23 protein-coding genes are annotated in these 23,597 nt (G+C 55.1%); 16 read left to right on the top strand and 7 right to left on the bottom strand.

Features of this window, described 5'->3' with window-relative positions; translation table 11 throughout:
• Positions 1–65: 65 nt before the first annotated feature.
• From ACQKLP_RS02965 to ACQKLP_RS02975, 3 genes are read right to left on the bottom strand one after another with little or no spacing between them, the layout of a single operon-like run.
• Positions 66–1,295: an MFS transporter gene (locus tag ACQKLP_RS02965; protein WP_427319914.1), complete on the bottom strand. Its 1,230-nt coding sequence runs from the start codon at positions 1,293–1,295 to the stop codon at positions 66–68.
• Between the two features lie 42 nt (positions 1,296–1,337).
• On the bottom strand, positions 1,338–2,009 hold the full coding sequence (locus ACQKLP_RS02970) for a FadR/GntR family transcriptional regulator (RefSeq protein ID WP_427319916.1): 672 nt from the start codon (positions 2,007–2,009) through the stop codon (positions 1,338–1,340).
• Positions 2,010–2,063: 54 nt separating this feature from the next.
• Positions 2,064–2,549 (bottom strand): hypothetical protein, encoded by a 486-nt coding sequence (locus ACQKLP_RS02975; RefSeq protein WP_427319918.1) that lies wholly within the window; start codon positions 2,547–2,549, stop codon positions 2,064–2,066.
• A gap of 110 nt (positions 2,550–2,659) precedes the next feature.
• Between ACQKLP_RS02975 and ACQKLP_RS02980 the strand changes: the two genes are divergently transcribed.
• The 10 genes from ACQKLP_RS02980 (at position 2,660) to ACQKLP_RS03025 (ending at position 8,895) form a co-directional block, all read left to right on the top strand.
• Positions 2,660–2,929, top strand: coding sequence for a hypothetical protein (locus tag ACQKLP_RS02980; RefSeq protein WP_126245653.1), 270 nt, complete (start codon positions 2,660–2,662; stop codon positions 2,927–2,929).
• A gap of 2 nt (positions 2,930–2,931) precedes the next feature.
• Positions 2,932–3,747 (top strand): ion transporter, encoded by an 816-nt coding sequence (locus ACQKLP_RS02985; RefSeq protein WP_427319920.1) that lies wholly within the window; start codon positions 2,932–2,934, stop codon positions 3,745–3,747.
• Between the two features lie 213 nt (positions 3,748–3,960).
• Positions 3,961–4,401: a nuclear transport factor 2 family protein gene (locus tag ACQKLP_RS02990; protein ID WP_427319922.1), complete on the top strand. Its 441-nt coding sequence runs from the start codon at positions 3,961–3,963 to the stop codon at positions 4,399–4,401.
• Positions 4,402–4,497: 96 nt separating this feature from the next.
• A complete protein-coding gene (locus ACQKLP_RS02995) occupies positions 4,498–4,668 on the top strand; it encodes a hypothetical protein (protein ID WP_427319924.1) in 171 nt (56 codons plus the stop codon).
• 12 nt (positions 4,669–4,680) lie between these two features.
• Positions 4,681–4,881, top strand: coding sequence for a KTSC domain-containing protein (locus ACQKLP_RS03000; protein WP_427319926.1), 201 nt, complete (start codon positions 4,681–4,683; stop codon positions 4,879–4,881).
• Positions 4,882–4,981: 100 nt separating this feature from the next.
• Entirely contained in the window at positions 4,982–6,280 is a 1,299-nt protein-coding gene (locus ACQKLP_RS03005) for an MFS transporter (protein ID WP_427319927.1), read from the top strand.
• A complete protein-coding gene (locus ACQKLP_RS03010; protein ID WP_427319929.1) occupies positions 6,277–6,786 on the top strand; it encodes a DinB family protein in 510 nt (169 codons plus the stop codon). Before ACQKLP_RS03005 ends, ACQKLP_RS03010 begins: the two co-directional genes overlap by 4 nt.
• 9 nt (positions 6,787–6,795) lie before the next feature.
• Positions 6,796–7,344, top strand: coding sequence for a dihydrofolate reductase family protein (locus ACQKLP_RS03015; protein ID WP_427319931.1), 549 nt, complete (start codon positions 6,796–6,798; stop codon positions 7,342–7,344).
• A gap of 7 nt (positions 7,345–7,351) precedes the next feature.
• Positions 7,352–7,564, top strand: a complete 213-nt coding sequence (locus ACQKLP_RS03020; protein WP_427319933.1) for a hypothetical protein — start codon at positions 7,352–7,354, stop codon at positions 7,562–7,564.
• Between the two features lie 356 nt (positions 7,565–7,920).
• Positions 7,921–8,895, top strand: a complete 975-nt coding sequence (locus ACQKLP_RS03025; RefSeq protein WP_427319935.1) for a terpene synthase family protein — start codon at positions 7,921–7,923, stop codon at positions 8,893–8,895.
• A 25-nt stretch (positions 8,896–8,920) separates the two neighbouring features.
• Here ACQKLP_RS03025 and ACQKLP_RS03030 read toward each other — a convergent pair whose 3' ends face one another.
• Together ACQKLP_RS03030 and ACQKLP_RS03035 are read right to left on the bottom strand one after the other, a co-directional pair.
• Positions 8,921–10,651 (bottom strand): ATP-binding protein, encoded by a 1,731-nt coding sequence (locus tag ACQKLP_RS03030; RefSeq protein ID WP_427319936.1) that lies wholly within the window; start codon positions 10,649–10,651, stop codon positions 8,921–8,923.
• A 145-nt stretch (positions 10,652–10,796) separates the two neighbouring features.
• Positions 10,797–12,059 carry an acetyl-CoA C-acetyltransferase gene (locus ACQKLP_RS03035; RefSeq protein ID WP_427319938.1) on the bottom strand — a complete coding sequence of 421 codons (1,263 nt, stop codon included), beginning with the start codon at positions 12,057–12,059 and terminating at the stop codon, positions 10,797–10,799.
• Positions 12,060–12,376: 317 nt separating this feature from the next.
• Between ACQKLP_RS03035 and ACQKLP_RS03040 the strand changes: the two genes are divergently transcribed.
• From ACQKLP_RS03040 to ACQKLP_RS03050, 3 genes are read left to right on the top strand one after another with little or no spacing between them, the layout of a single operon-like run.
• Entirely contained in the window at positions 12,377–15,565 is a 3,189-nt protein-coding gene (locus ACQKLP_RS03040) for a SusC/RagA family TonB-linked outer membrane protein (protein WP_427319940.1), read from the top strand.
• Between the two features lie 21 nt (positions 15,566–15,586).
• Positions 15,587–17,047 carry a SusD/RagB family nutrient-binding outer membrane lipoprotein gene (locus ACQKLP_RS03045; protein ID WP_427319942.1) on the top strand — a complete coding sequence of 487 codons (1,461 nt, stop codon included), beginning with the start codon at positions 15,587–15,589 and terminating at the stop codon, positions 17,045–17,047.
• Between the two features lie 11 nt (positions 17,048–17,058).
• A complete protein-coding gene (locus ACQKLP_RS03050; protein ID WP_427319944.1) occupies positions 17,059–18,627 on the top strand; it encodes a calcineurin-like phosphoesterase C-terminal domain-containing protein in 1,569 nt (522 codons plus the stop codon).
• Positions 18,628–18,684: 57 nt separating this feature from the next.
• Here the strand turns inward: ACQKLP_RS03050 and ACQKLP_RS03055 are convergent, their stop codons facing one another.
• Positions 18,685–19,398, bottom strand: coding sequence for a DNA alkylation repair protein (locus ACQKLP_RS03055; protein WP_427319946.1), 714 nt, complete (start codon positions 19,396–19,398; stop codon positions 18,685–18,687).
• Positions 19,399–19,535: 137 nt separating this feature from the next.
• On the opposite strand from ACQKLP_RS03055, the gene ACQKLP_RS03060 reads away from it, so the two are divergent.
• From ACQKLP_RS03060 to ACQKLP_RS03070, 3 genes are read left to right on the top strand one after another with little or no spacing between them, the layout of a single operon-like run.
• Entirely contained in the window at positions 19,536–20,381 is an 846-nt protein-coding gene (locus tag ACQKLP_RS03060) for an SRPBCC domain-containing protein (protein WP_427319948.1), read from the top strand.
• Between the two features lie 48 nt (positions 20,382–20,429).
• Positions 20,430–22,589, top strand: a complete 2,160-nt coding sequence (gene ligD, locus ACQKLP_RS03065; protein WP_427319950.1) for a DNA ligase D — start codon at positions 20,430–20,432, stop codon at positions 22,587–22,589.
• Positions 22,590–22,616: 27 nt separating this feature from the next.
• Complete coding sequence (locus ACQKLP_RS03070) at positions 22,617–23,111, top strand: thioredoxin family protein (protein ID WP_427319952.1); 495 nt, start codon at positions 22,617–22,619, stop codon at positions 23,109–23,111.
• Here ACQKLP_RS03070 and ACQKLP_RS03075 read toward each other — a convergent pair.
• Positions 23,099–23,584, bottom strand: a complete 486-nt coding sequence (locus ACQKLP_RS03075) for a DoxX family protein (RefSeq protein WP_427319954.1) — start codon at positions 23,582–23,584, stop codon at positions 23,099–23,101. The two genes, ACQKLP_RS03070 and ACQKLP_RS03075, sit on opposite strands and share 13 nt — an antisense overlap.
• Positions 23,585–23,597 lie beyond the last annotated feature (13 nt).

Below are 23,597 nucleotides of genomic sequence, written 5' to 3' on the forward strand. Positions count from 1 at the left end.
TTTCCGGCAAAGAAAAAGGATGACCACTGCGGTCATCCTTTTTTGGTTAACGAACGATGGATGCGCTATTTCTTGCGGCTGCCTTCGATATTGGGCAGGAAGCCCGTGAGCAGGCCGATGAGCGGCAGGTAAGCACAAACTTCGTACACGTAATAAATGCTGGTGCGGTCTGCCAGTTCGCCCAGGAGCGCCGAGCCGACGCCGGCCATGCCGAACGCGAACCCGAAGAACAGTCCGGCGATCATGCCCACTTTCCCCGGCACCAATTCCTGCGCATATACGAGGATGGCGGAGAACGCGGAAGACAGGATCACGCCGATGAACACGCTGAGGATCACCGTCCAGAACAGGTTGGCGTGGGGCATCAGCAGTGCAAAGGGCGCTACGCCGAGGATGGATATCCAGATCACGTATTTACGGCCGATGCGGTCGCCGATGGGGCCGCCGATGAATGTGCCGGCTGCGATGGCAAAAAGGAACACGAACAGGTAAATCTGTGAATGCTGTACCGATACGTTGAATTTCCCGATGAGGTAGAACGTGTAATAGCTGGTGAGGCTCGCCATGTAGAAGTATTTCGAGAAAATGAGCAGTAGCAGGATGAACAGTGCGAACGCCACTTTTCCTTTCGACAGCTGAACGGCCGCGTGGCGCCCGGATTTCTTTTTCGGCTTGATGCGGTCCGTATTGCTGAGATACCATTTGCTGATGCGGAGCATGACGAAAATGGCCAGCAGTGCGATGAGAGAGAACCACGCCACGCTCGGTTGCCCGAACGGCACGATGATGGCCGCGGCGAGCAGGGGGCCGAGGGAGCTGCCGGTGTTGCCGCCTACCTGGAACAGCGATTGCGCCATGCCGTGGCGCCCGCCCGATGCCATGTACGCCAGCCTCGACGCTTCGGGATGGAATACGGCGGACCCGACGCCGACCAGCGCTACCGAAACGAGCACGATGGGGAAGGAATGCGCCATGGCCAGGCACAACAGCCCGATCAGCGTGAAACCCATACCGATGGCGAGGGAATAGGGCTGGGGGCGCTTGTCGGTATATAAACCAACGAGCGGCTGCAGGATGGAGGCAGAAAGCTGGAAGGTCAGCGTAATCAAACCTACCTGCGAAAAACTGAGTTGAAGAGAATCCTTCACCAGCGGGTAGATCGCGGGGATGAGGGACTGAATGGTGTCGTTCAGCAGATGCGTGAAGCTCAGGGCGATGAGGACGGAGAATGCCGTTTTCTCCGCCAGCTGCCGGGCCTGTGCCTGCCGGTCTTCCGTTTCAAGCGTAGTTTCCATTGATTGTCAGATCATCTGATGTTTATAGTGTAAAGAATGGTTTCAACGGCTGTGTGTGCTGATGCGCGTGGCCCAAACCAGCGCCTGTTCTGCGTCCTGATCGGCGATAGCGTCGAGCAGGGCTTTGTGCATGTACTGTGTCAGCGCGAAATCGCTCGTGTCTTTATGCCGGTCTTTGAAAGACTGCAGCATGTGCGTGGCGATGGTCTGGTACAATTCGAGCATGATGCTGTTCTTCGACGCCACGGCGATGCTCGTATGGAAATGCACGTCGGCCTGCATGGTAGCGTCCACATTGCCGGCTTTGGCGAATTTTTCGCGGGCGCGGAGAAAAGTTTTCATCCGGGCGAGGTCTTCGCGGGTGCGGTGAAGCGCTGCTTTCTCGGCGATCTTCACTTCGAGGAGGAGGCGTACTTCGTTCAGTTCCTGGTAGTCTGCCGTGTGGAGCTTCCGGCCGAGGGGGCCGGTCAGCGGCTGGCTGGAAGTGACGAAGGTGCCCTGGCCCTGCTGCACCCGCAGCATGCCCGCGTTCACCAGGAGCCGTACCGCTTCGCGGACCGAACTGCGGCCCACGCCGAACAGCTGCATGAGCTCCGGTTCCGACGGCAGGCGGTCGCCCACGGCGTAGGTGCCGCCGGTGATCATGTCCTGCAAGCCGGCGGCTACATCGTCTGCCAGACTGTTCCGTTTGAGTATGGTAACCTGTTTCGTCATATCATCTGATGTTTGCAAAGGTAAAAAACCTTCCCGGAAATGGAAGGGTATTTTTTAGTGGTCGCCGTGAGGGGCGAGCGTATACAGGTAAATGGCGAGCAGGAGTGCGATATTGGTTCCGTCGAGACATTCGAATTCTAGGGTTTTTCTGCTATTGCCTATCAGCGATTTTGTGAGCGTGGCGGGTTTGATGGGAGACAGCCGGGCCACCAGTTCCCCGTCCCTGAAAAAGCAAAGTACGCCGTCCGGATACCAGAAGGTTTCGATGATTTCGTCTGGCCGCCGCAATTCCAGGTAATGAAATTCCCAGTTCCGGCATAGCAGCGGATAAGTACGGTTGTCATTTTTCGCATCGGTTACAATCGGTACCATGCAGTCGGGACGATTGCAGATCGTAACGCGTGCCGTACCGTTGGCGTTTTCGAGGATAACAGGCATAGCATTGAACTGATAGTCCAATGTTGCGGTGAAAGGAGCACCCGGCAGATCGGGCCCCTCTATACTGACGGAATGTTGCTGGCGGCGGAACTCGAGTATCAAGGTATAAGGTTTTCTTTCCCCCGCAAACGACATACCGGATTTAGGTGTTTTTCATACGGGTTAAAATCCTATTTTTGTAGTCACTGGTTTGTAACTAAAATGATTATCCAATGGCACTACCGAAGTTCATGATTGCAGATGATCCCGTAACGGACCCGGACAACGAGTATATTTTTCATACCGAGAAGCCCAGGTTCTTTGCGAAGCGCGTGGAAGAAGATGAGGAAGTAGCGTATATCGATATCGTGGAAGAAATCGATAACGTGGAGGAATATTTCCATGGCGAGCCGGAAAAGAAACAACAACTGCTCGATGAGCTGGAAGACTGGTATTATGCTTACCTCGAGTGGCTGGAAGATGAGGAAGACGAAGAAGATTAAGCATGCAGCCGATCCCTCCTGCCTGGCAACAACGCCTGCATAAGGTCATTTACGAATCGGACACGCCGGCCGGCAAAGCGTTCGACATTGCCCTGCTGGCCTGTATCCTGACGAGTATCCTCGTTGTCATGCTTGATAGTGTGGACAGCCTCCATAGCCGCTATGGCGGCCTTTTTTTTGCGCTGGAATGGACGTTCACCATTCTTTTCACCATCGAATACATCCTTCGCCTGGTCTGTATCCGCAAGCCCTTCCGCTTCGTGTTCAGCCTCCTCGGCGTCATCGATCTCCTGGCGCTCATTCCTTCCTACCTCAGTTTCCTCTTCGCCGGGGCGCAATCGCTGCTTGTATTGCGCGCCCTTCGCCTGCTGCGCATCTTCCGGATCTTCCGCCTCGTCCATTTCATTTCCGAAATGCGCTTCCTCACCGTCGCCATCGGCCGCAGCCTGCGGAAGATCAGCATCTTCATCCTGTTCGTGCTCACCTGCGTCATTATACTCGGTTCCGTCATTTATCTCGTGGAAGACCATAACGCCGGGTTCACCAGCATACCGCAATCGGTCTACTGGGCGATCGTGACGATCACCACCGTGGGCTATGGAGACGTGGCACCCGCCACGCCGCTCGGGAAGTTCATCGCCAGCTTCATCATGCTCCTCGGCTACGGCATCATCGCCGTTCCCACGGGCATCGTTACCACCGAAATGGCGCACGCCTACCGCGAGAAAGGGCATTCCGCCAATGTATGCCCCGGTTGCGGGCGCGAAGGGCACGACACCGACGCCAAATTCTGCAAGTTCTGCGGAACGAAGCTCTGACCGCTAGTTGCAGTGGCCCAGGGCCCAATAGATGATAATAAAGATGAGGATCGTGCTAAGGCAGCCGCCGCCCAGTTTCTTGGCGCCGTACCCAGCAATGAGGGCTCTCCAGAATTTATTCATAAAGCGAAGATTTAGTTGCTGCCGGCCAACAACCATGCCGGTTACCTAATTTACGTTATTTCGTTCACCCGCCATCCAAACCATTTTCTCATGCAGACACAACGAATGATAGAAGCCCTGCAGGAAGTGTTCATCGCCGCCGACGAGCGCGACTGGGAACGCTGCCGTGCCGCACTGGCCGACAAAGTTTTCCTCGATTATTCGTCCCTCAGCGGCATCCCCGCGCAGGAGCTCTCCGCGGCCGACATCGTGACGTCGTGGATGGGGTTTCTTCCCCGCTTCAAAGCCACCCATCACCAACTCGGCAATTTCTCCGTGCAGGACGACGGGGAATCCGCCATCGTCAAATGCTACGGCACCGCCACCCATTTCTTTCCCACCGCCTCCGGGCAGAACGTCTGGGCCGTGGTCGGCACCTACGAATCGAAACTGGCGCGGTGGAAAGACGGCTGGAAAGTGACAGCGCTGCGCTTCAACCTCCGGTACCAGGACGGTAACCTGGCGCTGGCGGAAATTGCGGCCGTGGAATAAAATCCACAGCGCGGGGAAATCCCTTTCCCGCCACGCAGCTCCCGCCCGGAAAACGCAGTCTGGCATCATTCTTCCGCTATCGGAAAGAAAAAGACCATGTCATCAGGACTGCTTGCATTCATCGTACTCGTAGCCGCCATCCTGTTGTATGTATTCATCCAGCAGAACCGGAAAACGCGCGACAAGGGACAGGATAAACTCATCAACCGGAACGTACCGCCCTACGACCCCGACAAAACCGTGGCGGGTGGCGGGCACGACGAATAAAAATCCCGTCCCATGCCGTCGACCGTCATCAGGCATATGCGATACAACCCGGAAACGGAGGTACTCGTCATCACTTTCGTGTCGGGGAAAGTGTATGCCTACCAGCCCGTGCCGCCAGACGTATATGCCCGGATGTTGCAATCCGGCTCCAAAGGACAGTTCTTCAACCGTTTCATCCGCGACCGGTTCGCCTATCGCCAACTTGATAATTAAACTGGCCTGAAATCCCCTGAAAATTGGCGCTTCCTGCCATCTTTCAATTCCCGGAATGGCCGTACCATTGTGTTACCGGAATACCATTTAACCACTTTGCATGAAATCGTTCTACGCTATACTCGTCAATTCCATCGTTGCCGGGATCACCAATACGTTCGTATGGTTCGCCGTTACGTTTTGGGTGTATCTCGAAACCCGTTCCGTGCTCACCACTTCCTGGATGGCCGGCATTTACATCGGCACTGTGGCGGTCTCGGGGTTTTACCTCGGGTCGCTGGTCGACCATTACCGAAAGAAAAGCGTCATGATGCTGTCGAGCATCGCATCGCTGGTCTTTTTCGGGTTGGCGGGGATGGTGTATGCACTGTCGCCCGCGGAAGCCTTCAGGCATGCAGGGAGCCCTTTGCTGTGGGTGTTCATCGTGCTGTCGCTCCTCGGCGCGCTGGCCGGCAATCTCCGGTACATCACGCTTCCTACGGTGGTAACGATCCTGGTGCCGGAAGATATGCGCGACCGGGCGAACGGGATGGTGGGAACGGCCAACGGCACTGCGTTCCTGGTGGCGTCGGTTTTCAGCGGACTGGCGATCGGGCTGTTGGGGATTTTCTGGACGATGGCGCTGGCGGTGGCCGGCACGTTGCTTTGTATTTTGCACCTCACGTTCGTGCATATGGACGAAACCCTCCATCACGAGGCCCACAACGAAAAGCCGCGGCTCGATGTGAAAGGGACCATCCGTATCGTACAACAAATTCCCGGGCTGTTCGGGCTCATTTTCTTTAATACGTTCAACAACTTCCTGGGCGGGGTTTTCATGGCTTTGATGGACCCGTACGGGTTGTCGCTCGTATCGGTTGAAGTCTGGGGCGTGCTCTGGGGCGTGCTGAGCCTGGGGTTCATCGTGGGCGGGATCGGGGTGTCCAGGATGGGATTGGGGAAACAGCCCATCCGCACGCTGTTTACCTGCAATATCATCATGTGGACGATCTGCATATTTTTCGCGCTGCAGGCTTCCATCGTGTTGCTGGCGGTGGGGATGTTCGTTTATCTCAGCCTTATTCCCGTGGTGGAAGCGGCGGAGCAGACCATCATCCAGAAAGTGATCCCGCTGGAGCGGCAGGGGCGCGTGTTCGGGTTTGCGCAAAGCATCGAGCAGGCAGCGTCCCCGTTGACGGCCATCCTGATCGGGCCCATCGCGCATTTCGTTTTCATCCCGTTCATGACCACCGGCGAAGGTGCCCGGATCCTCGGGCCGTGGTTCGGTACGGGGCTGGACAGGGGGATCGCGCTGCTGTTTACCATGACGGGGCTGCTGGGGCTGGCCGTCACGCTTTTCGCGAAGCGGACGCGGGCGTATTCCCATCTGCTGAACATCGCATCAAATCTGAAACCATGAATACACAAGACGTTGCACAGGCAGGAAAGGTAGCCGCATGGCTCCTCCTTTACGACGGGCATACGCCCATGTTCAACAATGTGCTGGAAGGCATTTCGGAAGCGGATGCCCGCAAGCGGCTGGATACGCCGGCCAATCACCCCATCTGGCTCGCGGGGAGCCTGGTGCAGGAGCGGTTCGAAATGGCGAATGCATTGGGGTTGAAAGAGCAGCAGCAGGCACATTTGTTGTTCGATAACCATAAAGGCATCCAGGCGGATGCGGAATATCCATCGCTGGATACGCTGCGCGCGGATTGGGCGCGCATCACGCCCATACTGCGGGAAGCTTTCAGCAAAGCATCTGCTGAAAAGCTCCATGGTCCTAATCCCTGGCCGATGCCGGATATGGAACAGATCAGTTTGCTGGATATGTTGCTATATTGCATAGACCGCGAATCCTATTGCATCGGCCAGCTGGGCCTGTGGCGGCGGTTGCTCAACTATCCGCCCATGCGTTACTCATAAAAACACAACATGCGTAAACTTTTCGTTTCCAATCTCGTATCGCTCGATGGTTATATTGCCGGGCCCAACCGCGAGATCGACTGGCACAATGTAGACGGTGAATACGAAGCCTACGGGGTACAGATGATGAATGCCTGCGGCGCCATCCTTTTCGGGCGCATCACTTACGACCTGATGGCCGGTTACTGGCCCACGGCTACCGATAATAACCCGGAGGTGACGCGGCAGATGAACGTGCTGGAGAAATACGTGTTCTCGAACACGCTGCAATCGGCAGACTGGCAAAACGCGCATGTGGTGAATGAGCCGATGGGGCCGTTCGTGCAGCGGTTGAAGGAGGAAGAAGGGGCAGACATCGTGATTTTGGGGAGTGGAACGATCGTGTCGCAGCTCACGGAGCTCCGGTTGATCGACGAGTACCGGATTTTTACGGTGCCGGTGCTCCTGGGCGGTGGGATCCCTGCTTTTCCGCCGTCGTTCAAGCGGGCGGGGCTGGAGCTGGTGTCGTCCCGGGAGTTCAGTGAGGGGAACGTGTTGAACACGTATTGGGTGAAGTAGCGATTTTATGGAAAAAGTAACATATGGCCGGTGGCCCCTTGCGGGAGCCACCGGTTTTTTTTATGTACATCGGGTGATTTTGGATGATGGTCAGATGGATGGGGAAGGATGGATTTCCGGGGGATGGGCAAACGGCTTAACTTGCATTTCGCAGACTAGTAAATTATTAATTATCAATATGTTGATGCTGCATTGTCGTAAAAAGACAATGGCAGAATAATGTTTAAACATATACTGGCGGAAAACGCCCTTTTTTAACAAAAGAAGACAGTCGGCTTACTGAGGCGTTTTTGCGGGAGAACACATTAACTGATTGACACATAAAACATCCGGGTAATTCGTGTAACTTTTGTCATAGTTGCCCGGCGGGAATGCAAGTCGGGTGATAGTAACCATAGGGCACAGAAAAGGATGCACACTCCATCGTGACACTTTTTCTTCACTATTCAGACAGCGAAATAATGAGGGGATAGCATGAGACGGACAGGCGAGAGGCCTGTGACCGATGCGTCCCCTTTATGCTTAGCAAGACAAGCTTTACACATTTATATTTCTTTATCTAAAAAGCACTTTACCATGAAAGAGATCCTTAATGCCAATGCACTGCAGTATTCCTTCACTCATCGCCTGAACCCCAACGCCGAAGCCATGGAGGCCTTGCTCCGCACCTGGATCGAGACGGATTACAACTGGCTGCCGGACAAGATGAAGTTCAAGTACGGGAAAACGGGTATGGGGCACTGTGGCGGCTGTATTTTCCCTCACGCGTCTATGGCGCAACTGACAGCTGTCTGCCGGTTTTTCATCTGGGCGTTTACGGTGGATGATATTCATGAGTTATCTGATCCTGCTGAAATCGACCGTATCCGCAATATTTCGCTGGATGCCTTGCGCTACGGGCGTTTTACTAGCGATGAAGAAATTTTCAATTCGTTGCCGAAAATGCGGGAAGAACTGTTATCGATGACCTCTCCGCAGTGGATGGATCGCTTTTGTGATAGCCTCGACCGATATTTCGACGGATTGAAGGAAGAGGTGTTTTATCGTGTGCCGCAGATTTTCCCCGACTTCGAAACTTTCGTTAAAATCCGCATGAAAGCTGTAAATGTATACTCGATGATCCATTTGTGCGAAGCGATAACGGGTACCACGCTTCCTGACCATGTTGTTAAACATCCTGTGATAGACCGCCTTGAACAGCTTTCCTGCAGCATACAAGCCTGGTCAAACGATTATTTTTCGGCGCACCTGGAAAAGGGTAACGACGTAATGAACCTGGTGTTGATCATCGAGAACGAAAGAGGTTGCTCTTTGGGCGAGGCTTATCTCGAGGCGTTAGCCATTCATGATGCGGATGCCGACGAATTCGTTTCGCTTATGAACCAATTACCGGATTTCGGTATCTGGAACAAAGCTGTCAGTCTTTATGTTGAAAATCTCCAGCTTATGATCGCCGGGAATCTATATTGGACGTTAAACCTTACCGAACGTTATAAAAAAGGTGGACATCCTTCCGAGGATCTGGCAAAGGCCAAGGAAATGGCCGCATAGCCGCCGGTTTAGCTTTGTGAATTCATTAAGCCAGTGCTTGCGAATGCAGGTGCTGGCTTAGTTGTTGAAGGAGGGTAGCCCGATCATAGGGTTTGCGGATCACGCCCTGTGCGCCTTGATTCAACCATTGCTCAACAGGTCCGCTTTTACCGGTGATCATGATTACGGTAATATGCCGGAAACGTTCATCTGCTTTGAGGAACTGCAGCGTAGCACTTCCATTCATGGTTTGCATGCTATCGTCCAGGATGATGCAATCCGGCAAAGTGGTGCTAGCCTCTAGTTTATCGATCAACTGCCGGCCGTCGATGCTGGAGGTAATGGCACAGCCAAAGGATTGTAATAGTGAACCGAGCAGTTTGTTTTGCATGAGATCGTCTTCCGCAAAACTGAGATTCAGGCCGGCCAGTTGGTGGGAGGTCTGTACCGGAGCCGATTCTTCCGGTATTTGGCCGGCTATCAGCGGGAAGGAAATAGTGAAAGTGGTCAGGCCGTTTTCGCTGGTAACATGATACGTACCTTCACATTGGTCCATGATATTGCGAACGATATATAATCCAAGGCCGGAACCTTCGATCTTTTTATTATGCTTCGCCGTCATGAATTTATTAAACAACAGTTTGATTTTTTCCTGTGGGATATCGGGGCATTGATTGGCGACCGATATTTCTATGAATTTATTGCTGTTGTTGACGGTGCTTTGTAGTCTTAGCTGGATGGGCGTACCTTCCCTGCCGTATTTTATGGCATTCGAGATAAGATTGGTGATCGCGATATTCATCTGGAGCGGATCGCTTTCGATATACCTTGGCAGAGAATTGTCATAAGTCAGCTGGATGGGCAGGTTGCGGGATTCGGCTTTGATTTGCTGAATCTTGATAATGTTCTGAATGAAGCTTTGCAGCTCGAATGTTTCCGGATGAATTTCGGCCGGTCCGCCGTTTTCGATCTCGCCCATGTTCAACACATTATTGACGATGTTGCGCATGCTGTGGTTGATGGTCGATAGTTGTTCTACGTAAGGCTTCAGCTTTTCAAATTCCGGGTTGTCCTTCATTTCGGTATTCAACAGGTCGATCAGGATGGTATTGGATGCCAGGTTGTTCCTCATTTCATGCGATGTCTTGAAAATCAGCATTGACACCTGGTTCAGAAGGATCTTGTTTTCGCGGATATCTTGCACGAAATACCCTAACACCAATGCATCAAAAAGCAGGAAGCAAGGCAAAGCCACCCATCGAAGAAGATATTGGAATTCTTCCGCCAGTTGCAGCGGTGGAACGATGTTGTAATAATAGTTTACTTCCAGCGCGATCAAAGTGACAATAGCAGCAGCGATACCCGTTATCCTTTGCCAGCGTTTCCTGTAAACGAGGAAACTGATCCCGAAAATAAAGACGAGGATGAGGGAGATATTAATGATTTTCCCGAGAATGGCCGCAAAATACAATGCACAAAGGCAATGTGCGAGCAGTACGCCGAGACTGGCTGCTTCATATTTTTTCTGCCTGTTCAGAAAAATAATGAACAGAAAAAGTGCTCCTTCAAAAACTGCTGGAATTAATATCCCGTTTTCCCCCGAATACAGGTAGAAAAAGAATCCGATGGAAATCGCCAATAGTGCCGTGATAAAACAAATACTATTGACCGTCCGTATTTTATGCGCCTTTTCTTCTGGTAAACCTTTTGATCCTGCCGCAATGATCAGGTTAACCCATCCGAAAACAGTTGTCAGTATGTAGGCGGGGTATCGCATGTTTGGGTTTTTAGAAACGTTTCCTAGCGTGGTTTTTCCAATTGACTTAGATCGGGTTTCTCGTACCAAGATACCGAATAAATCCGCTGAATTTGTTAATTGATTGTAAATAGTAGATGAGCTGTCATAAACTTTCCGCAGTGCCTTATTTTTCCAAAATGGCGGTTACGCCCATGCCTCCGGCAGTACATATGCTCACCAGCGCCCGCCCGCCGCCACGCGCATGCAGCAGCTTGGCGGTCTGCCCCAGAATCCGCGCGCCCGTAGCCGCAAAAGGATGCCCCAGCGCCACGCTCCCTCCCTTCACATTCACCTTCTCCCGGTCGATAGCGCCCAACGCCCCGCCGAACCCCATCTTCCGGCAATAGGCATCATCCTCCCAGGCCTTCAGGTTACACAGCACCTGCCCCGCAAACGCCTCGTGGATCTCGTATACGTCGAAGTCCTGCAGTTTCAACCCGTTGCGCCGCAGCATCCGCCCCACCGCCCAGGTGGGCGCCATGAGCAGCCCTTCCCCATGCACATAGTCCACCGCCGCGGATTCCGCATCCGCAAGGTACGCGAGCACTTCCCAGCCGCGGGAAGCGGCGTAGTCATCGGATGCGAGCAGCAATGCGGAGGCGCCGTCGGTATAGATCGTGCTGTTGCCGGCCGTGAGCGTGCCGGCGGGTGATTTGTCGAACGCGGGCTTCAGGAGGCCGAGCTTTTCCAGGCTCGTGTCCCCGCGAACGATCGTATCCTTTCTGGCGCCCATGAACGGGAAAACGAGATCGTCGTAAAACCCTTCCTGCCAGGCCCTTTCCGCATTCCGGTGGCTCGCCAGCGCCAGCTCGTCCTGCGCCTGGCGCCCGATCCCCCATTCCTTGACCATCAATTCCGTGTGCTCGCCCATCGACAGGCCCGTCCGCGGTTCCACGATACCGGGGTACACCGGTTTCAGCTCGGAAGGCCGGATGGAAAAGAGGATTTTCATTCTTTCCCCGAACGTTTTGGCGGCACGCAGGGAAGTCAGTTTCCAGGAGAGTTGCTGCTGCAATTGCAAGGGCAGATCGCTGTTGGTATCGCTGCCGCCGGCGATGCCGGCTTCGATTTGTCCGGCCGCGATGCGGAGCCCCAGTTGCACGGCTGCGTCGAGGCTCGTGCTGCAGGCCCGCTGGAGGTTGTAGGCTGGCGTGTGCGGGTCGAGCCCGCTGTCTTGCACGCATTCCCGCGCGAAGTTCCATGCTGTGGACCGGTTCAGCAGCGCGCCCAGGGCCACGTCTCCCAGCCGCTCGCCTTCCAGCCCGAATTTCTTCACGAGGGCCTGCAGGCAGGGCGTGAGCAGCTGCTGGTTGGAAAGGCGGTTGTATTCGCGGAACGACCGTACGAACGGGATGCGCTGTGCACCGATGATGGCGGCTTTTCTCATGGCAAACGGGTTTATCGGGCTGGATTTGTTATTGATATGTGAATGGTTTCTCTTCGGGATGTAAGTTACGAATTGCCGGGGCTTGCCGCACCTCTTAAATAGATGTGGCAACACAAACCAGAACTTATCCGCCAACTGTACTTTTTATACATTTTTAAACCTGCTTTTCTTTAAAAGTGTTTGTAAACCCTTTCACTTTATTTCTTCGCATTTCAATTTGTTAACATTATCATAAAGTCGATTTCGTGTTTATGTAACACGAAGACAGTTCCTTTGCGCCTTCGAACTAAAACATCAGACACCTAATCGACCACTATATGAAGCCAAAATTACTACCGTTGCTCGCATGCCTTTTGTGTGCGGTATTGTTTATCCCTAACCCGTCGAAAGCGCAGGAAATGCCCGTGAAAGGCACGGTGCGCACGGCAGACAACGGCACACTCATGCCGGGCGTCACCATCCTGGCCAACGGCAAGCTCGTTGGGATGACCGACGAGAACGGTTCCTTCTCCATCAAGATCGCTGAAAAAGGCACGCTGCTCCAGCTCTCCATGATCGGTTACGAGAAACTGACTTTCGTAGTGGGAGAAGCCAACCAGGGCCTGAAATTCGTCATGAAATCCGCCGCCAGCAACCTGAACGAGCACGTGGTAACCACCGCCCTCGGCATCAAGCGCGCCGAAAAAGCATTGGGCTACGCGCAGCAGACGATCGGCGCGGAATCCCTCACAGACGCGCGCCCCAATAACTGGTCGGACGCCCTGAGAGGCAAAGTGGCCGGCCTCAACATCGCCGGACTGGGCGGCCCGCTCAACTCCCAGGAAATCCGCCTCCGCGGCGAAAGCTCCCTCACCACCAACGGCAACGCCGCCCTCGTAGTGGTAGACGGCATCCCCGTGAACGGAAGCCTCACCACCTCCGGCGCTTCCAACATGTACATGGGCGGCGACGCGTCTATCGACGTGCCCGTGGATTTCGGCAACGGCATCGCAGACATCAACCCGGACGATATCGAAAGCATCTCCGTCCTCAAAGGCCCCGGCGCCACCGCACTTTACGGCAGCCGCGCCGCCAACGGTGCCGTGCTCATCACCACCAAATCCGGTAAAACCCGCAAGGGACTGGGCATCTCGCTCAATTCCAACACCAGCTGGGACGTGATCACCCGGTGGCCCGACTGGCAATATGAATACGGCCAGGGCGACGGGAAAACCAACTACAACGCCAACGGCGAAATGTATTATTCCTACGGCGCAACCGCAGACGGCCGCAGCACGGGCGGCAGCTCCAGCGCTTTCGGACCGAAGTTCAACGGACAGCTATATTACCAGTACGATCCCACTACGTTCACGACCGGCAAGGAAAGGACCCCCTGGGTGGCGTACGACAATAACCGCAAGGATTACTGGCAAGCGGGACGCACCACCACCAACGGCATCACCCTCGATAATTCCGGCGACGCCGGTACGGTACGCGCTTCCCTCACGCGTACAGACAACAAGTGGATCATGCCTTCCATGGGCTTCGAACGCACCACGGCTTCCGTGAACGCAGGATACAAGATCTCCAGCAAGATCAAGGTGAGCTCTGTCGTGAATTATACCAATAAAACGAGCGACAACCTCCCGGGCCTGGGTTACAACAACCACTCCATCGCCTACTTCATGATCTTCCAGAACCCGAACGTAGACCTGAACTGGTACCGTCCGCTCTGGCGCCCCGGCTTCGAAGGCATCGACATGATCCGCCCCTACAGCTCGTTCATCGACAATCCCTTTGCCATGACCGACGAGATCAAGAACGGCCTCCGCAGCAACCAGCTCACCGGTAACCTGAAAGTGGACGCGCAGATCCTGCCGAAACTCAGTCTCATGGTGCGTTCAGGTATCAATATGAACCAGCAGGCACGCGATCAGCGCCGCCCCTGGGACATCAACCGCTACGGCCAGGGCTTTTACCAGACGCAGGCGGTGTACAGCCAGGAAATCAACAGCGACTTCCTCCTCACTTACCGCGACGCGTTCGCTGAAGGCAAATTCTCCCTCAGCGCGTCTGCCGGCGGAAATACCATGACCAGCCAATACAAGCGCAACGACAATACCCTCATCGGTCTCGTAGTGCCCGGCGTTTATAAAATGACGAACGGCACCGGCAACCCGCTGGTCGCAACTTATGATGCAGACAAGAAAGTGAACAGTCTGTACGGGCTCATCAACCTGTCTTACCGCGACAGGATTTTCCTCGACCTGACCGGCCGTAACGATTGGTCGAGCACGCTGCCGCAGGAGAACTGGTCGTTCTTCTATCCTTCCGCCAACCTGAGCATGATCCTGAGCGACATGGTCCGGATGCCGAAAGCGATCAGCTTCGCGAAATACCGTTTGTCGCTGGCGCAGGTGGGTAACGATACCGATCCTTACAGAACGAACAAATATTACAACCGCAGTGATTTTCCCAGTTCTGCCGAAGCGCCTACTCAGTTGTACAACCTCCACTTCAAGCCCGAGATCGCCACGAGCATCGAAACCGGTCTGGATGTTGGCTTCTTCAAGAACAGGCTCCGCATCGACGCGGCGGTTTACCAGACCAATACCAAGAACCAGATCCTGTCCGTTCCCCTGGAACACTCTTCCGGCTTCAGTTCCGCCATCCTCAACTCCGGCGAGATCCGCAACCGCGGGTTGGAACTGGTGGTGACCGGCACGCCCGTGAAAACGAAAAACGTAACCTGGAACGTGACGGCGACCTGGGCCACCACCCGCAGCAAAGTAATGAGCCTCGACCCGAGACTGGGTGGGAAACTCTCCATCATGGGCTCTTCCAGCGCTACGCTCACCGCGGTGGAAGGTCAGATCGCGTCTGCATTGTACGGTCTGAAATTCGAGCGTGCGCCCGATGGACAGATCATCTACAGCAACGGCCTGCCCGTTGTAACGCAGACCACGGAATATATCGGCGATACGAACCCCGATTGGAGAGCGGGCCTCATCAACAATGTGTCTTACAAGAATTTCAGGCTCAGCGCTACGTTCGACGGCCAGTACGGCGGCATCCTCTATTCGCACTCCCATCACAAAATGACCGAGCAGGGCAAGCTGAAACATACGCTGAAAGGGCGTGAAGAAGGCTGGATCGTAGGCGAAGGCGTGGAAAAGAAAGCGGACGGTTCTTTCGTTCCCAACACTACTAAAGTAAGGCCGGCGGATTATTACGCACAGTATTACCGCCTCAACAATACCGAAGCCAACACCTTCAACGCATCGTTCCTGAAGTTCCGCGAAGTATCGCTGGAGTATTCGCTGCCGTCGAAACTGATCGGCAACACCTTCCTGAAAGGCGCCAGCATCGCGGTGTATGGCCGTAACCTGAAAGTATGGTCGGATTTCCCGATCTACGATCCTGAAGTGGCCACCCAGGCCGGTGGTACCGGTATCCTGACCGGCGTGGAAGTGGGCCAGATGCCGAACCCCGCCACCTTTGGCTTCAACCTGAAAGTAAAACTGTAATCACCCGAAAATCTGCAGACAATGACATTCTCCCGCATAGGTAAAAATATCCGTTCCATCAGCCTCATTTCCGCTGCGGCCGCAACGTTGGCGATGGGCGGCTGTACCAAAGACTTTTTGGAGACCAACTCCGATCCGAACCGCCTGGAAAGCATCACGCCGGGCACATTGCTGAACCCCACCATCTACGGGGTCGCATCCTTCAACATCAACCGCAGCCGCGCATTCACTTTCGAGCTGATGCAGGTGGCCGGCAACTATCCCAACGAAAACGTGGACGATCAGATCTTCCTGTACGACTTCCGCGAAGACGTGGGCAACAATACCTGGACCACCAACTACAAATGGCTGGCCAACGCCCGTGAAATGCAACTGAACGCCGAAAAGCTGAACAACGGCAACTACCTCGCCATTTCGCTGACGCTGAAGGCACTGATGTATTCCCAGCTGACCGACTGCTTCGGCGATATTCCCATGAGCGACGCGCTCAGCGGTGAAGACGGCAAGTTCTTCCCCACGTTCGACCGGCAGGAAGATGTGTACAAAACCATGCTGGCCGACCTCGAAAGGGCCGACACCATTTACGGGAAAGGATCTACCGCTACCTATGCGGCAGACCTGCTGTACGCCAACGATTTCACCAAATGGAGGAAGTTCACCAACTCCCTGCGCCTGCGCCTGCTCCTGCGCTCCGCCGGCCGCATGCCAGCCAATTACGCGAAAATGGCGGAAATGATCAACGATCCCGCGAAGTACCCCATTTTCACCGCGAACGCCGATGCCGCCGTGCTCAACATCACCGGCACCGTTCCCAATATCTCGCCCTGGAGCCGTCCGCAAGACTATAGCACCGGCCGTTCCTGGAACGAATTCTTTATCAAGGGCCTGAACGATATCGCCGATCCGCGCCTGAAACTCTTCGCCAGCGTGGCCCGCGGGAAAGATAACGCCAACCTCGGGTTCAAAGGGCTTCCCATCAATTACATGGAATCGCCCGCCAGCGTAGACTTCACACCATCTGGCCTGTTGCAGCGCCTGGTTATCGCACCGATGATCGTACCGGTGATGAGCTTCGCGGAAGTGGAATTCATCAAAGCCGAACTGGCGCAGAAAGGGAAAATCTCCTCATCCGCCGAAACCCATTACCAGAGCGGGGTGAAAGCTGCCATCGAAATGTGGGGAGGCGTGTTCCCCACCAATTATTTCGACGCTCCCGCCGCAAAATACGACGGCACTCTCGAGCGCATCATGCTGCAGAAATATTACGCGCTCTTCTTCACGGATTACCAGCAGTGGTTCGAACACCGCCGTACCGGGTTCCCCGTACTGCCGAAAACGAAGTTCATGTTCAATAACGGCGTCATGCCCGCCCGGATGTACTATCCCACTACCGTTAAAATCTACAACACGGAGAATTACAAGAAAGCCGCAGAACGTATCGGCGGCGATAAGCTCGACGTAAAAGTTTGGTGGCAACAATAAAATCAATCTACATGAAAAGGAAGTTTTTAACCGCATGCGCCGCATTGACACTGATCAGCACCCTGGCCAGCGCCCAGGTGAAAGGCCGGGTTTTTGAAGATGTGAACGGAAACGGGAAGATCGACAGGAAAGAAAAAGGCATCGCCGGCGTGAACGTCAGCAACGGCATCGAAGTCGTGACCACCGACGCGCAGGGCGCATACGAGCTGCCGGAGCGCGCCAGCCAGGTGATCTTCGTCATCAAGCCCGCAGGCTACCAGTTTGCGCTGGATTCCAATAACCTCGCGAAAAGCTACTACATCCACAAGCCCGCCGGCTCGCCCGCGGATTTCAAATACAAAGGCTCCGCGCCCACCGGCGATCTGCCCGCCCAACTGGACTTCGCGCTGCGCCGCCAGGCGGAGAACGACAACTTCCGCGTACTGGTGTTCGGCGATCCGCAGCCCTACACCCTCGAAGAAATCGAACATTTCAGCAACGGCGTGGTCTCGGAAGTGACGGGCGTGAAGAACGTAGCCTTCGGCCTGAGCCTCGGCGATCTCGTGGGCGATAACCTCAGCCTTCACGGCCCGTACATCCAGGCGGTGAAGAAAGTGGGCCTGCCCTGGTACAACGTCATCGGCAACCACGACATGAACTACGACGCGAAGGAAGATACCGAATCCGACGAAACGTTCGAGGCCAACTTCGGTCCCGCCAACTACGCCTTCAACTACGGCAACGCCCACTTCATCGTGCTCGACGATATCATCTATCCCGACCCGCGCGACGGGAAAGGCTACTGGGGCGGTCTTCGCGAAGACCAGCTGCAGTTCATCGAAAACGACCTGAAAACCGTTCCGAAAAACAAGCTGATCGTGCTTTCCTTCCACATTCCGCTGCTCAACGAGAACGATATCGCCTTCCGCACGGAAGACCGTAACCGCCTCTTTCAGCTGCTGAAAGATTACCCGAACACGCTGTCGCTTTCCGCCCATACGCACCTGCAACGCCAGAATTTTTATGGGAAGGAAGACGGATGGCTGCAGGAAAAACCGCACCACGAGTACAATGCAGGTACCACTTCGGGCGACTGGTATTCCGGCGAACTGAACGAACAGGGCGTGCCCGCGTCCACCATGCGCGACGGTACCCCGAAAGGCTACGCTTTCCTGAACATCAACGGGAATCAATATTCCATCGATTATAAAGTGGCAGGGAAGGCAGACAATTATCAAATTCAATTGTCGATCCCGAAAGTGATCGAAAAAGACCGCAACAGTTCGTCCGGTATTTACGCCAACTTCTTCATGGGCGCGAAAGGCGACAAGGTGGAATATTCCATCGACGGCGGCGCCTGGAAGCCGATGGAGTACATGGAAGCCGCAGACCCCGCGTACCTGGACGTTCTCCACAAGTTCGACCATACCGAAAAACTGCTGGGCGGCAAACGGCCTTCGCACGCGGCCCAAAGCACGCACCTCTGGTGGGTGAAGGCGCCGTTCAAATTACCGGCCGGCCGGCATGAAGTGAAAGTGCGCGCTACCGATCGTTACGGTAAAACCTACGAGCAGCAAGGTGCTTACACCATTCTCGACTAGACTGGAAAACAATAGATCAAACAGGACCGTACGCATTTTTGCGTGCGGTTTTTTCGTTTAAGCCATGGTCATGTAATGTTTGCGTTCTGCGGGACTGAGTTTTTCGATGGCCTGGCGGAGCATGGTGCGCGGAAGGGTGGCGGCGTATTTGTCGAGAAAGGCGTAGAGTTGCCCGGGGTTTTGCTTCCCTGCTTCGCGGACCCAGCCGCCGGCTGCTTTCTGGACGATTTCTTCGGGGTCGTTCCGGAGGATTTCGGCGATCTGGAAAGTGTCTTCGGTTTGACCTTTCCGGAGGAAATACGCGGAGCTGACGATGGCGGTCCGCCGTTCCCAGGGGTTTTTGGAACGCGCCAGGGTGTACAGGACCTTGCGGGGTTTGTCGAACAGCCATGCGCCGACGACGAATTGGGCGGAACGGTCTACCAGGTCCCAATTGTTGATCCGGTCGTGGCGGCGGAGGTACAGCTCGAAGAGCGCTTTGCGCTGATCGGGCTGTGTTTTTTTGTCGCGCGCCTGGAAGTCCATGATACTGACGGCGCCGGCGCGGATTTCGTGGACCGGGCTTTCGAGGAGTTTTTCCACTTCTTCCAGCGGCATTTTCATATAGGCTTTCGCCAGTTTGAACACTTCGCCCATCTTGACGCCCATGAATGTATCGCCCTCGCCGTATTGTCCTTCTCCCGATTTGAAATATCGCTGGATTTTGCGCAGTTCGTCGGGCGACTGCAAATCTTTCATAGCGGAGGTAAACGCGCGGGCGGTGAGCTGCATGGGGAACGGTTGTTTTTTCCCAATTTCGGATAATTATGGGGAAAAATATGGGTCATTCGGGACAGGTTATTGGCTAAAAAGCCCCCGGTGGATCGGTGTAATTGTCGTAATTTTCAATGGATTAAACCACAGATACCATGTATACACAAGGTGCTATGATTTTTGCCGACCTCACGGTGGCCAACGCAACGGAGCTGCGTGATTTTTACCAGGCGGTGATCGGCTGGGGATCGGATGGCGTGCCCATGAAAGACGGCGATGAGGCTTACGAAGATTACATGATCAAAGACGCGAACGGGGAGCCTGTGGGCGGCGTTTGCCATGCCCGCGGGGGCAACACCGGGATTCCGCAGGTCTGGATGCTGTATATGCATGTCGACGATCCGGAGAAAAGCATCGAAGCCTGTGAGAAAGGCGGCGGAAGCGTGGTGAAAGTTGTGAAAACAAAGGAAGGGCGTGTCCATTACGCCATGCTCCGCGACCCGCTGGGCACGGCTTTCGGCATCGGTAATTTCGCCGGTTCGGGCGGCCCCGGGCCAGCGGCCAAAGCGGCGATACAGATTGGGAAAACGCCGGAAGAAGTGTTCGAAGCGATCGTGGACCCTGCGATCATGTCCAACTATTTCATTTCCCAATCTTCCGGCAGGATGACGCCCGGCGCCTCCCTCACCTGGCGCTTCCCGGAATTCGATATGGACGTTCCCGTGCAGGTGAAGGAAGTGGTAGCGCCGTCGCTCGTTTCTTTCGGATGGGACGTAAACGGCCATGAGCTGGTGTGCACCTTGCGCCTGGAGCCTTTCGCCGACGGCAAAGCGACCGTCGTGAAGGTAGAGGAAGCTTCTGTTGAAGGGTACGATCCGGGGAAGGAATGGCTGATCGGCAATACCGAAGGGTGGGCCAATTTCCTCGCCTGTATGAAAGCCTGGCTGGAATATGGGGTGCACCTGCGCAAGGGGGCTTTCGATTTCCGGTTCGTGAAATAATTCTACAATCTACCGCTGGCATAATTTCTGCCCGAAAATCGGCAGGTTATGCCAGCGAAATCCGCACATACCGCCAAACGGGAAAAATCCCCCAGCCCGGGCGCCCTCGCAGGCGCCACCGCTCTTCGCAAGCAGGGCGTGAAGGCAGGGAAAAAGGCTGTTGGCGCCACTCCCAAGCCTGCATCGCGCAGGAAAACGCTTCCCGCATCCGTTGCCGCATTGCTGAAAAAAGCGACGAAGCGCGCGATGGACAAATCCCTCCGTCCCATGCTCGCCACGCTGGTGAACGAACCGCCCGACGGAGCGGAATGGGTGTTCGAAATCAAGTGGGACGGCTACCGCGCGCTCGCTTTTATGGATAAAGGCACGGTAGATCTCCGTTCCCGCAACAACAAATCCTTTTCGGAAAAATTCTATCCCATCCAGGCCGCGCTGGAAAGCTGGGGCGCCAATGTGGTGGCTGATGGGGAGATCGTTGCCGTGAACGAAAGCGGGGCGGCGGATTTCGGTGCCCTTCAGCAATGGCGCAGCGAAGCCGATGGCGAGCTTCGGTATTACGTGTTCGACCTGCTCTGGTACGATGGTTACGATCTCCGCAAGCTGCCCCTGGCCGACCGGAAAGCCGTGCTGGAGGCGGTCCTCCCGGCTGGCGGGCCCATCCTCGCCAGTCCCGCCTATGGCGCCTCGGGGAAGGAATTCATGCATGCCGTGAAGGAACTCGGGCTGGAGGGGATCATGGCCAAACGAAAAGACAGCATATATGAACCGGCCGACCGCTCGCGCGACTGGCTGAAAATAAAATCCAACCGCAGGCAGGAAGCCGTGATCGGCGGATACACGAAAAACGAAGGGAGCAAAAAGCCGTTTAGCGCGCTGCTGGTGGGTTTCATGGAGAACGGGAAACTGGTGTACGCCGGCAAGGTAGGCACCGGTTTTTCGGTCAGGATGCAGGAGGAAATGCTGCAAAAGTTCAAACCGCTGGAGCGCAGGCGGCAGCCGTTCACACAGGAGCCCGATGTCAACAAGCCCAGCCGTTTCCGGCCCGATCCGCCCAAGGCGAAGGCTTTCTGGCTGAAGCCCGCGCTCGTCTGCGAAGTGAGCTTTACGGAAATGACATCCGACGGGGTGATGCGGCATCCTTCTTTCGAGGGGCTGAGGAACGATAAACCGGCTAGCGAAGTGAAAGTGGAAGAGGCGGTGCCGGTGGAAGCGGTGGCGGAAAAGGGCCGGAAAAAGGCGAAGATGCCGCTTACGCCCGCCGGGGCACGTGTCCGGAAAACGCTGCTCAATCCTTCGGAAGATTCGCAGGTGCGGGTGGTGAGCGGCCATGAGTTGAAGTTCTCCCATCTCGGGAAAATTTATTGGCCGAAAGAGCGTATCACGAAACGGGATATGCTGAATTATTATTACCAGGTAGCGCCTATCATCCTCCCATACCTCGCCGGCAGGCCGCAATCCATGAACCGGTACCCCAATGGCATCACGGGGAAAAGCTTTTACCAGAAAGACGTAACGGCCACCGCGCCCGGCTGGATGCGACAATATCCGTACACCACCAGCGAAGGCGAAGATAAAAACTTCCTCGTGCCCGAAGACGAAGCCAGCATCCTCTGGATGGCCAACAGCGGCTCCATCGAAATGAATCCCTGGAACAGTACCGTCCAAACGCCCGATCACCCGGACTGGTGCTGCCTCGACCTCGATCCTTCCGAAAAAAATACCTTCGCACAGGTGATCCAGACCGCCCTCGCCGTGAAAGAAGTGCTGGACGGGCTCGGCGTGAAGGGGTACCCGAAAACGTCCGGTTCCACCGGCATCCATATTTACATCCCGCTGAACGCGCGCTATACGTACGATGAATGCCAGCTATTCGGAAAGATCATCGCCACGCAGGTACATGATATGTTGCCGGGGTTCACGAGCATCGAGCGGATGACGAAAAACCGCAGGGGGAAACTCTACATCGATTACCTGCAAAACCGCCCGAAAGCCACGCTGGCCGCGCCTTATTCGTTGAGGCCGAAGCCCGGCGCCCCCGTTTCCATGCCCCTTCACTGGGAGGAAGTGAAGCCCGGGCTGAAGATCACCGATTTCAATATCCATAATGCCATTGACCGGATCAAAAGCGAGGGCGATCTCTTCAAACCCGTGCTGGGCAAAGGGACCGACCTGCAAAAAATGTTGCGGCGGCTGGAAAGTGGAAAATAACTTACATTAGCCGTAACAGACCAAACCATGAAAAGACTCCTCCTCATGATGGCCGCCATGATCGCCATGGGCACGGCACAGGCACAGCACAAAAGCCTCGACAGTATTTACAATCCGGCCGCAGATGCGAGGGCCGATCTGAAAGCCGCGCTGCAAAAGGCTTCCATCGAAAAGAAACACGTTTTGCTGCAAATCGGCGGCAACTGGTGCATCTGGTGCCGGCGGTTGTACAAGTTCGTGGAAGACCATCCCAAACTGACGGAAGAGCAGAACAAAAACTTCGTGGTGTATCACCTCAACTACAGCAAGGAAAACAAAAACCTCGATATCCTCAAAGAGCTGGGTTACCCGCAACGCTTCGGTTTCCCCGTGCTCGTGATCCTCGACGCTAAAGGCAACCGCCTCCACACCCAGAACACCGGGCTGCTGGAATCCGCCGACTCGTACGACGAGAAGAAGATACTCGAAATGATCCGCCAGTGGGGCCCCGCCGCCTTCGATCCCGTTCTTTACGCGAACTGACCGTGGGCCCGCGGCACCGCACCCGGCCGGATAGCCGAGAAATACACCCAGCCGATAAACACCAGCTGAAGGGGGAGCCGGAACCAGAGGTATTCCGGTCCTGCCCCGTCGAAGCTCGCTTTTTGCAGGTTTACATAATGTAATGCTGCGTAAATATTGGCCGGCGTGATGCAAACGAAGAACGCGATCAGCCACCAGCCCGTGCGCCGGGCCATGGCAGGTATCAATAACCCGATGCCCGCCGCGATCTCCAGCACACCGGTGAAATAAACGATTCCCAGGCGGAAGGGTATTGCTTCCGGCAGCATCATCGCCATTCCTTTCGCGAAGCCGAAATGCGCGCCGCCCGTTACGAACAGCATGGCTGCCATCCCGGTCCGCATCGCCTGCGCGAAGCGGTTTTCCCGGAATTTCAGTTTAAGGACGATGAGCGCAATGAGGGAAACGGCCAGCAGTGTTATTTCGGGTACCATATCTTTTTTATGC

The organism is Chitinophaga sp. NPDC101104 (assembly GCF_050277495.1).
In the GTDB taxonomy this organism is placed as follows: Bacteria; Bacteroidota; Bacteroidia; order Chitinophagales; family Chitinophagaceae; genus Chitinophaga.